This is a genomic window from Methylobacterium sp. J-088, assembly GCF_022829295.1.
Lineage (GTDB): Bacteria > Pseudomonadota > Alphaproteobacteria > Rhizobiales > Beijerinckiaceae > Methylobacterium.
The window spans coordinates 1-8225 of sequence record NZ_JAKSYH010000221.1 but is presented as its reverse complement, the minus strand read 5'-3'; the positions used below and the strand labels follow the sequence as shown (position 1 = coordinate 8225).

Annotated in this window: 16 protein-coding genes; 12 read left to right on the top strand and 4 right to left on the bottom strand. The window is 64.3% G+C overall.

Going from position 1 to position 8225, the window contains the following annotated elements:
- The first annotated feature begins 159 nt into the window (after positions 1-159).
- The 9 genes from MKK63_RS24370 to MKK63_RS24330 all read left to right on the top strand — a co-directional run bounded on the left by MKK63_RS24370 (position 160) and on the right by MKK63_RS24330 (position 3432).
- Positions 160-420: a hypothetical protein gene (locus MKK63_RS24370; protein WP_244006309.1), complete on the top strand. Its 261-nt coding sequence runs from the start codon at positions 160-162 to the stop codon at positions 418-420.
- Between the two features lie 82 nt (positions 421-502).
- Positions 503-922: a DUF5681 domain-containing protein gene (locus tag MKK63_RS24365; protein WP_244006308.1), complete on the top strand. Its 420-nt coding sequence runs from the start codon at positions 503-505 to the stop codon at positions 920-922.
- Positions 919-1149 (top strand): hypothetical protein, encoded by a 231-nt coding sequence (locus tag MKK63_RS24360; protein WP_243919010.1) that lies wholly within the window; start codon positions 919-921, stop codon positions 1147-1149. The genes MKK63_RS24365 and MKK63_RS24360 overlap by 4 nt, the downstream gene beginning before the upstream one ends.
- Entirely contained in the window at positions 1146-1364 is a 219-nt protein-coding gene (locus tag MKK63_RS24355; RefSeq protein ID WP_244006307.1) for a hypothetical protein, read from the top strand. Before MKK63_RS24360 ends, MKK63_RS24355 begins: the two co-directional genes overlap by 4 nt.
- A 2-nt stretch (positions 1365-1366) precedes the next feature.
- Positions 1367-1618, top strand: a complete 252-nt coding sequence (locus MKK63_RS24350) for a hypothetical protein (protein WP_244006306.1) — start codon at positions 1367-1369, stop codon at positions 1616-1618.
- Positions 1602-1802, top strand: a complete 201-nt coding sequence (locus MKK63_RS24345) for a hypothetical protein (RefSeq protein ID WP_244006305.1) — start codon at positions 1602-1604, stop codon at positions 1800-1802. The genes MKK63_RS24350 and MKK63_RS24345 overlap by 17 nt, the downstream gene beginning before the upstream one ends.
- A complete protein-coding gene (locus tag MKK63_RS24340) occupies positions 1760-2050 on the top strand; it encodes a hypothetical protein (protein ID WP_243919016.1) in 291 nt (96 codons plus the stop codon). Before MKK63_RS24345 ends, MKK63_RS24340 begins: the two co-directional genes overlap by 43 nt.
- Positions 2051-2121: 71 nt before the next feature.
- Positions 2122-2823, top strand: a complete 702-nt coding sequence (gene ctrA, locus MKK63_RS24335) for a response regulator transcription factor CtrA (RefSeq protein WP_244006304.1) — start codon at positions 2122-2124, stop codon at positions 2821-2823.
- 90 nt (positions 2824-2913) lie between these two features.
- On the top strand, positions 2914-3432 hold the full coding sequence (locus MKK63_RS24330) for a MucR family transcriptional regulator (protein ID WP_244006303.1): 519 nt from the start codon (positions 2914-2916) through the stop codon (positions 3430-3432).
- Between the two features lie 202 nt (positions 3433-3634).
- On the opposite strand, the gene MKK63_RS24325 is transcribed toward MKK63_RS24330, so the two are convergent.
- On the bottom strand, positions 3635-4852 hold the full coding sequence (locus MKK63_RS24325) for an NRAMP family divalent metal transporter (RefSeq protein WP_244006302.1): 1218 nt from the start codon (positions 4850-4852) through the stop codon (positions 3635-3637).
- A 468-nt stretch (positions 4853-5320) separates the two neighbouring features.
- On the opposite strand from MKK63_RS24325, the gene MKK63_RS32295 reads away from it, so the two are divergent.
- From MKK63_RS32295 to MKK63_RS24315, 3 genes are all read left to right on the top strand, one after another.
- Entirely contained in the window at positions 5321-5572 is a 252-nt protein-coding gene (locus MKK63_RS32295) for a PsiF family protein (protein ID WP_409564553.1), read from the top strand.
- Positions 5573-5727: 155 nt separating this feature from the next.
- On the top strand, positions 5728-6456 hold the full coding sequence (locus MKK63_RS24320; RefSeq protein ID WP_313901797.1) for a ParA family protein: 729 nt from the start codon (positions 5728-5730) through the stop codon (positions 6454-6456).
- Positions 6456-6797, top strand: coding sequence for a ribbon-helix-helix domain-containing protein (locus MKK63_RS24315; RefSeq protein ID WP_244006300.1), 342 nt, complete (start codon positions 6456-6458; stop codon positions 6795-6797). Before MKK63_RS24320 ends, MKK63_RS24315 begins: the two co-directional genes overlap by 1 nt.
- Positions 6798-6801: 4 nt before the next feature.
- On the opposite strand, the gene MKK63_RS24310 is transcribed toward MKK63_RS24315, so the two are convergent.
- The 3 genes from MKK63_RS24310 to MKK63_RS24300 all read right to left on the bottom strand — a co-directional run.
- The gene (locus MKK63_RS24310) at positions 6802-7491 is read right to left on the bottom strand and encodes a recombinase family protein (RefSeq protein WP_244006299.1); all 690 of its coding nucleotides are present in this window, start codon (positions 7489-7491) and stop codon (positions 6802-6804) included.
- 224 nt (positions 7492-7715) lie between these two features.
- The gene (locus tag MKK63_RS24305) at positions 7716-7961 is read right to left on the bottom strand and encodes a hypothetical protein (protein ID WP_244006298.1); all 246 of its coding nucleotides are present in this window, start codon (positions 7959-7961) and stop codon (positions 7716-7718) included.
- The coding region (locus tag MKK63_RS24300) for a helix-turn-helix domain-containing protein (RefSeq protein ID WP_244006297.1) at positions 7958-8225 on the bottom strand (268 nt) is incomplete at its 5' end. The genes MKK63_RS24305 and MKK63_RS24300, both read right to left, overlap by 4 nt.

Genomic DNA, 8225 nt, shown 5'->3' with positions numbered 1-8225 from the left:
ATCGCGCAGATATGAGATCAGCAGCTCATGCGGAACTTCATCTGTGTTAAGGGCGTCGCCCACCTTAGATGACACGTTGCGCTCAAGCTCGGACCAGAAATTGCCGGGCATTTCTGTTCGATGGATCATGGATGCCGCTCGTTTTGAAGGTGCGGACCCTTGTTGGCCATCCACGGACTGAGTACTCTATCGGATGATGGGGTTCGAACCATTTTAATGGACAGCTTTACTGCTCGCAAACGCGCGGCTTCCACCGCCGACATCGAGGCCGCCCGTCAGATGGCACTTACTGCTGCCATCACGATCGAGGTTCGGGGGGACGCCGGAGCTGTTCGCCAGCAGGCTGCCGCCGCCGCGTTGCAGGGGCTTGCCGAGGGATTGCAGTCGCTGAAGGCACCCGCAGATGAGGCGCAGTCGTGAAACCTCTTAGCCGGTGCTATCTATCATCAACCTGTTTTCATCCTGATCTTTACAGGACGACCAACCACGGGACGGCCGCGTGATGCCGAAGGAAGAAGGCCAGTTCGGGCAGGGCAAGAGCGGCAACCCTGCCGGCCGTCCCAAGGGCGCCCGCAACCGCGCGACCGAAGCCCTTGAGAAGATCCTCGACGGCGACGCCGAGGCGATCCTCAACAAGGCCGTGGAGATGGCGAAGGACGGCGACCTAGTTGCCATGCGCCTCTGTCTTGATCGCCTCATCCCGGTTCGGAGGGACCGGCCTATCACCTTCACGCTTCCGCCGATCGAGAAGCCGGCCGACCTCACCCGGGCGACGCACGCCCTGATGCAGGGCGTTGCTGCCGGCGAGATCACCCCGAGCGAGGCTGCCGAACTGTCCAAGCTGGTCGATGCGCACGTGAACGCCATCAAGACGGCGGATCTGGCCGAGCGGTTGGCCCGGATTGAGGAGGGTGGGCTGTGACGGTGGTAAGTCTCGAAGCCCGGTTGAAGCGGATCGAGGAGGCGCGCGCCCGGGTTGCCTACCGTCCGCCGCTCACCAAGGCCGAGCGCGACACCCGAGCGGCAACCGAACTGATCTGTCCTGGCGCCGTGGCGTTGGCCTACGCGACCGCAGAGGCTCACCCGAACCTCGCCATCCGCGAGCGATCCCGTGCAGTCGTCGCAGCATTCTGGAGGGCCGACGCATGAGCGTGGTCAGCCTGGAGGCGCGACTACGGAAGATCGAGGCCCGGCGCATCGAGGCCGATCCTGCCCTCAGGGCCATGCCCGACGACGAGTTAGCCCAGGCACTGCGCGAGGCCTCGAACGACCCGGCAGACCACGCCTTTGCCGACTGGTTCGAGGGCGGGGGCGAGGGGCCGTTACCGTCCGGCGCATTCGACGCCATACAGCGGAGCCTCTGACGATGACGACCGGCAGCCTTGAGAACCGCCTGCGCCGGATCGAGACCCGCCGCATCTTCAGGGGTGAAATCGCCAGCGCTACCGACCGGCAGCTCATGACGTTCATCCGCAGCGGCTACGCCGGGCTGCGAGCCGAGCACGGAAGCCTAGCCGAACCGGCTTGGCGCCTCCGCGAGACCGGCGACGCGGGAGACGCTGCCCTCGTCCATCTGATCGAGGAAGATATCGAGGGCTCAGATGCGCGGTACCATTGAGGCCCTGCTGGCGAAGGCCGAGCAGCGGTTCCAGCACCGGATCCAGGGCATTCACCGGTACACCGACGATGAACTGCATGGGCTGATTGCCATCCTACGGCAGTCCGAGAACGGCGAGCCGATCGACCCTGACCGGGAGGAATGGGCAGAGCGCCTGATGCGTCGCGAGGGGCTTCTGCCATAAGCATCATCGACCTGGAGCGCCGGCTTGCCCGCATCGAAGCTGGCCGCCGCACTGGGGCGCCGACTGCAATTCTCTCGGATCACCCGATCGGCGACACCGCTGGCGATCTGCGGGCGGCCGACGCCCTCGCCAACTGGCAGCGCTGGACTGCACAGGGCCGCGCGACGGTCAGCAACGGCGTGCTATGTCTCACTGGCCCCGAGCTGACGGCCGAGGAGTGGGCGGAGCGGTTCGTCACCGAGCACTGAATAGAGGGGACGCGTGTTAACGGCTCGGTATCCTTGATCGAGTATGAAGCTTCTCGAATTGGGGTAGCGTCATGCGTGTTCTGTTAGTCGAAGACGATGCTACTGTCGCTCAGAGCATCGAGTTGATGCTCAAATCCGAGAACTTCAACACCTTCACCACCGACCTGGGGGAAGAGGGCGTCGACCTCGGCAAGCTGTACGATTACGATATCATCCTCCTCGATCTGAACCTGCCCGACATGTCGGGCTACGAGGTGCTGCGCAACCTCCGTGTGGCGAAGGTGAAGACGCCGATCCTGATCCTCTCCGGCATGGCCGGCATTGAGGACAAGGTGAAGGGCCTCGGCTTCGGGGCGGACGACTACCTCACCAAGCCGTTCCACAAGGACGAGCTGGTGGCGCGGATCCACGCCATCGTGCGCCGCTCGAAGGGCCACGCCCAGTCGACCATCACGATCGACGACCTCGTGATCGACCTCGACGAGAAGATGGCCTCGATCGAGGGCAAGCGCATCCCCCTGACAACGAAGGAGTACCAGATGCTGGAGCTCCTCGCGCTCCGGAAGGGTTCGACGATCACGAAGGAGATGTTCCTCAACCACCTTTACGGCGGCTTGGACGAGCCCGAGCTGAAGATCATCGACGTGTTCGTCTGCAAGCTGCGTAAGAAGCTCGCTACCGCCAGCCAGGGCAAGAACTACATCGAGACGGTCTGGGGCCGCGGCTACGTGCTACGCGATGGCATCACTGATATGCGATCTATGGCGTGCTAGAAATCAGCAGGTAGAGAAAAACATCTCACTATACATTGATTTCTTGTTTTCGCTGGCACAGATAACCTACTTCAATCAGGTAGGTGCACCGTGGACGAGAACGCAGAGATCATCAAGGCTCAGGCCTTCGATTTCGTCGAACTGACGACTGAGATCGTCTCAGCCTACGTGTCGAACAATTCCGTCCGACCCGGCGATCTGCCGGACCTGCTCTCCGGCGTTCACACCGCGCTGGCCGGTCTCAGCCAGGGTGCCGCTCCGGCCGCCCCTATAGTCGACAAGCAGACCCCCGCCCAGATCCGCAAGTCAATCACGCCGGACGCGCTGATCAGCTTCGTCGACGGCAAGCCGTACAAGACCCTGAAGCGGCACCTGAACGGCGCTGGGATGACGATCGAGCAATACCGGGAGCGTTTCGGTCTCCCGCGGGATTACCCCTCGACGGCCGCCAGCTATTCGGCTCAACGTTCCGCGCTCGCCAAGAATGCGGGGCTTGGTCAGCAGCGCCGAAAGGCGGCTCCGAAGGCTGCCGAGCCAGCGGCGACCGTCTCCGACAAGCCGAAGCGGGCTGGGCGGCCGCGGAAGGCGAAGGAAGCCGCTGAGGCTTGACGCCAAGCTGGGATTTGCCCGCGACCTCCGGCGATCCCCATATACGCACCTATCGCGGTGGTTGAGCCTTCACTGGCTCCTGCAAGCTAGCGCGCCGGTCACCGTGTTCCCCCCGTTCACGTGTGGCCGACACGTCCTCTGTGCCTTTTCAGATCAGCGTGGTTTGTCCCGGGCACGGCCGCTGGAGGTAAGTGCCTATCCTTCAGAGGAGGCCGATCCCATCGAGAACGCCGACCATCGCGAAGGCGATCGTGAGACCTGACACGACGTAGACCACCCATTTGTAAGTTCCCTCCACCCGTCGCCCCGGGGGCAGCGCGCGCGTGGCGAGTAAGATGAGGAAGCCCAGCGCCAGCGGCAGGAGCAGGGCATTCATCACCTCCACCGCGATGTTGAGGGCGATTAGGTTCGGGACGAACTGCACGGCGACTGCGCCGGCCACCACTGCCAGCGTGAACGCGCCATAGAAGGTCGGTGCCTCGCGGGGCGACTGTTCCAGCGAGTGCTTGCGGCCAGTCAGGTCGCCGAAGCCCCAGGCGAGGGCCAGCGCCACTACGTTGAGCGCGACAAAGGCCGCAGCCACGATGCCGACCCCGAACACTACCTGACCCAGCCACGGGCCTAGGGCTGGGGTAAAGGCACCCGCAAGCTGTCCCACCGTGTCGAGTCCTTGAGCCGTCCCCTGCCCGGCCTTCCCGATCGTTGCCGCGGCCGCGATCAGGATTGCGCCCATCACGCATTGTGAAATGATGGCACCGACGAGGGTGTCCCAGCGCGAACTTCGTGCGTGCTCCCAACCAAGCCCCTTATCGACGATCGCCGACTGCTGGTAGAAGATCATCCACGGCATGATCACTGCGCCGATGTTGGCCGCGATCAGCACCCGGAACCCGCTATCGTCCAGCGGAATGTGCCCGATCGAGGCTAGGATCTCACCCGGGTCGGGCTTAGCTGCGATCGCCAGCCCAATGAAGACCAACTCGAACAGCCCGACGGCTATCGCCACCACCTCGACGCGGCGATAGCCCCCGGTGAACACCAGACCTAGCAAGATGGCTGCCGGCAACCCGAGGCTGACGAGGCGCGGTACCCCGAACAGGTCGCCGATACCTGCAATGCCGGAGAACTCGGTAACGATCGCTCCAACGCCAGCGAGCACCAGGCCACCGTAGGAGACCCAGGCCCAGCCTGCCCCGTAGTACTCCCGAATTAGCGCCCCATGACCCCGCCCCGTACTGGTCCCAAGCCGCACCGTCATCTCTTGCACAACGTAGAGGATTGGCACGAGCAGGATCTGCAGCAGCAGCAGCGAATAGCCCCAACGCGCTCCGCTCTGAGCGGCGGTGATCAGGCTCCCGACATCAGTGTCGGCCAACATGACCACGAGGCCGGGGCCCGCAGCCTTGAGGAACGTGGACAAGCGGGGGAAGGCGGTTGAAGCGGACACTTCCTGGGAACCGGGTCCAGCAGGCGCTGTTCCGAAGCATGAGGGCATCTGTCGCGCCCGATGGCTTCCATCTGGCCAATCACGCTGCAGCCGCCGCTAAACCCCTCGCCTAGGTTCGCTGGCGAGGTCTTCGACTGCTCGGCGCCCACGCTGGCCAGAATAGTTGCTCGCAGAGGAGCAACTCTAGGCTACGCCCCTCATCACCGATAACCTCCGCTTATCAATGGTCAGCGACGTGCGGCTACCTCAGATTAAGAACATTCACAGAAACCCGCTCCCCGAGTGCCCCTTGAAGGCGTTCGCCCGCCGGATGTAAGCCACCACGGTCCGGGGGTCACGGTGCCCTGACTGGTCCATGATCCAGGCCGAGATCCAGTGCTGTACCTTCGCCGCAAATGGTGCTCACGTTGTGATCTCGGCATCTAAAGCCCGGCGGCACCCATGCGACGCTCCCTAGCGCTTCTCACCGCTCTAGCTATCCTCGCTTGGCTCCCCTCGGCGGGACACGCGCAGAGCACGCCCGAGCCGACTAGCAAGCCTGCAGCAGGCGCGGCAGCTGCCGGCGAGGAAGCCGCGTCGGCCGTCGACCCGGGGGTGCTCGACCGGTGTCGGCAGCGGGCCGACAGCCAGAAGCTCAGGGAAGGACCAGAGCGGAAGGCCTTCATGGGTACCTGCCTCACGCCGGAGGATTAAGCGGGTGAGAGGTGGAGGGGTGTCTGGTCGGCCCATACACTCCTAAGGAAGGCTCGTAAAAGTTCATACAAAGGCCAAGCTATGTGTCATCGCGTTGACGTGTCAACAATCTGTCGCGTCAGGTTGATGACGGGTTGTGTCGTCATCGTGTTGTGATGATGAATTGTAAACTTGTTGTCGCGATGATCTGTCAGCCCGTCAGCCCGTCAGCCCGTCAGAAGGTCAACACGATGCACACACTCGCTCTCGTTTCGCAGAAAGGCGGGGCCGGAAAAACGACGTTGGCTCTGCACCTTGCGGTGGCGGCTCATCGCGCAGGTCTCCAAGTCGCGATCGCAGACCTTGATCCGCAATCGTCCGCTTGGAAATGGTCCGAGCGCCGTAAGGATCACCCAGAGGCGGTCGTCACATCGGCAGAGCAGCTCGAACACGTGAAGGCCCAGGCTGCGGCCGGCGGCCTCGATCTCCTCATTATCGACAGTGCGCCGCATGCGGACCGACCGGCCCTCGTGGCCTGCAAGGCGTCCGACCTTGTGCTGATCCCCTGCCGTGCCTCGATCCTCGACATCGACGCGATCGGGCAGACCCACGACCTCACGACCATCGCTCGCAAGCCATCGTGGGTCGTGTTCAACGCCTGCAACACCTCGACGGAGTTCGATTTGGAGGAGGCGCGCGCCGGCCTGCGCGAACGCGGCATTCCCGTCTACTCGGGCGCGGTCTACCAGCGTGTTAGCTATTCGCGCGGCTTCATCCCGGGCCGGACCGCTCAGGAAATTGAACCTGCGGGGCGGGCGGCGACGGAGATCGAGGATCTATTCCGGTGGGCGGCCAATCAGATCGGCCTCGTCCTCTCTCAGCCTGCCAACATCGAGGCTGCCTGATGAGCGCCGCGCCTCGTTTCAGCCTCCGGGCTGCCGTGACCGATAGCGTCTCAACCGGGCGCCGGGATGAGCCTCCCGCGGTCGTAGAGCCCAAGGATGCTTCCGAGGCTGCTCCGGTCCAGGTTCCGGCGGCCTCCCGGTCTATCAAGGATACTAAGACCAAGCGCCCCACCACGCGCCAGGGCGCGCGCGGGATCACCGTGTGGGTCGAACCCGAGGTCTACCGAATGATCAAGCTGGTGGGCCTCGACACCGACATGACCACACAGGACGTGATGATGGAGGCGATCAACGACCTTCTCGCCAAGAGGGGCAAAGGACGCCTCGCGAAGACGCGCTGACTTGTCAACACGTTGACGTGTTGACAAGCTGACACACTGCCAGAACCCGCCGCACCTGCGCGGCCGACCACGCCCCGCCCCGGGCCGCCGGGATGCCTCGGACGTTCAGCGCCGCCGCGATCTGGCGCAGGGAGACCACCCCCTCAGCCCGCACGGCTGCGATCACCGGGGTGAGATCCTGGCCCCGCTCCTCGGCGCGCTGCGCCTGGCGTGCCCGGCCGCGCGCCTGCCCAGCCTCCCGGTTCGACAGGTTCTCCGGTTTGCCCAGGCGCACGCCCCGCGCCTTGGCAGCCGCCAGCGCAGCCTTGGTCCGGGTCGAGATCATCTTGCGCTCGGCTTGGGCGACCACGGCCATGATGCCGACCACCAGTTCGGTCGCCTCGGGCATGTCGGCCGCCACGAACCGCACGCCGGCCTTCTGCAGGTTCAAGAGGAACGCCGCGTCACGCGATAGGCGATCGAGTTTGGCGATGACCAGCGTGGCCCCGTGGAGCCGGCACAGCGCCATGGCCTCCGAGAGGCGAGGGCGGTTATCCCGGGACCCGCTCTCAACCTCAACCAGTTCGGCCACATGCCGCCAAGCGCCGCCGGCGAGGAAGTCAGCGACCGCCTGCCGTTGTGCCTCAAGCCCAAGTCCGGATCGGCCCTGCCGCTCGGTTGAGACCCGCAGGTAGGAGACGAAGGCGTGAGCCATGCTGATTTCGCGGGGTGTCTCGTCGGCTTGAACGAGCATTCAACCGGATGAAACACCCGCCGACGAGGGCGCCAGGGACACACCCAGGCTCTCCTGGAACCAGCCTCGACCCCATTCCAGAATTATCCGCCGCGGCCGCGGTCTGGAGTGCGTGAGGACGAGCGAGCTGTGATGATATGGCCGCCCGGCTAAGCGCCTGGGGACGGCAGAGCAAAGCCTAAGGCTCAGGCCGCGTGTGCCAGCCGTTGCTCAATCCAGTCTTGTGCGGTGTCGAGGTCGGCGAAGGTGGGCGGGGTCGCGCTGCTCACCAGCCCGAAACCCGCCTCCAGGAACCACATCCCGGCCAAATCCTCGTGAAACCCTGAGAGCTGAACCAGCACCGCTGCGAGGAAGCCATCGGCGACGACCAAATGGCCCTCCACATCGTAGCTGCCCGTCCCAACCTGCACAGGCTGTAAGCGTAGGGTCATGCAGCGGCCCGCTTCTCCAATTGCAGGTACGTTGGGTCAAACTCCGAGGCTCGGAGAAGTTCATCCCACGCCTCGATCACGAGCATCCGGCTCCGGAGCGTGATCAGGGTCCGGCCGCGCATCTCCTGCAGCACGCGGTTGATGTGCACGGGCGTGAGACCCAGCGCGTCGGCGAGATCGGTCTGTGTGATCGGCAGCGGGCAGCGGTGATCGCCAGCCAAGCCCACCGATTGCAGCTTCAGGTACAGCTCGCAGAACAGGTGC

Excerpts from the sequence above, each read along its gene's own strand:
- MKK63_RS24345 (WP_244006305.1), top strand. The coding sequence starts at position 1,602 with ATGCGCGGTACCATTGAGGCCCTGCTGGCGAAGGCCGAGCAGCGGTTC.
- MKK63_RS24305 (WP_244006298.1), bottom strand. The coding sequence starts at position 7,961 with ATGACCCTACGCTTACAGCCTGTGCAGGTTGGGACGGGCAGCTACGAT.
- MKK63_RS24365 (WP_244006308.1), top strand. The coding sequence starts at position 503 with ATGCCGAAGGAAGAAGGCCAGTTCGGGCAGGGCAAGAGCGGCAACCCT.
- MKK63_RS32295 (WP_409564553.1), top strand. The coding sequence starts at position 5,321 with ATGCGACGCTCCCTAGCGCTTCTCACCGCTCTAGCTATCCTCGCTTGG.
- MKK63_RS24355 (WP_244006307.1), top strand. The coding sequence starts at position 1,146 with ATGAGCGTGGTCAGCCTGGAGGCGCGACTACGGAAGATCGAGGCCCGG.
- MKK63_RS24340 (WP_243919016.1), top strand. The coding sequence starts at position 1,760 with ATGGGCAGAGCGCCTGATGCGTCGCGAGGGGCTTCTGCCATAAGCATC.
- MKK63_RS24315 (WP_244006300.1), top strand. The coding sequence starts at position 6,456 with ATGAGCGCCGCGCCTCGTTTCAGCCTCCGGGCTGCCGTGACCGATAGC.
- MKK63_RS24310 (WP_244006299.1), bottom strand. The coding sequence starts at position 7,491 with ATGGCTCACGCCTTCGTCTCCTACCTGCGGGTCTCAACCGAGCGGCAG.
- MKK63_RS24350 (WP_244006306.1), top strand. The coding sequence starts at position 1,367 with ATGACGACCGGCAGCCTTGAGAACCGCCTGCGCCGGATCGAGACCCGC.
- MKK63_RS24320 (WP_313901797.1), top strand. The coding sequence starts at position 5,728 with ATGATGAATTGTAAACTTGTTGTCGCGATGATCTGTCAGCCCGTCAGC.
- ctrA (WP_244006304.1), top strand. The coding sequence starts at position 2,122 with ATGCGTGTTCTGTTAGTCGAAGACGATGCTACTGTCGCTCAGAGCATC.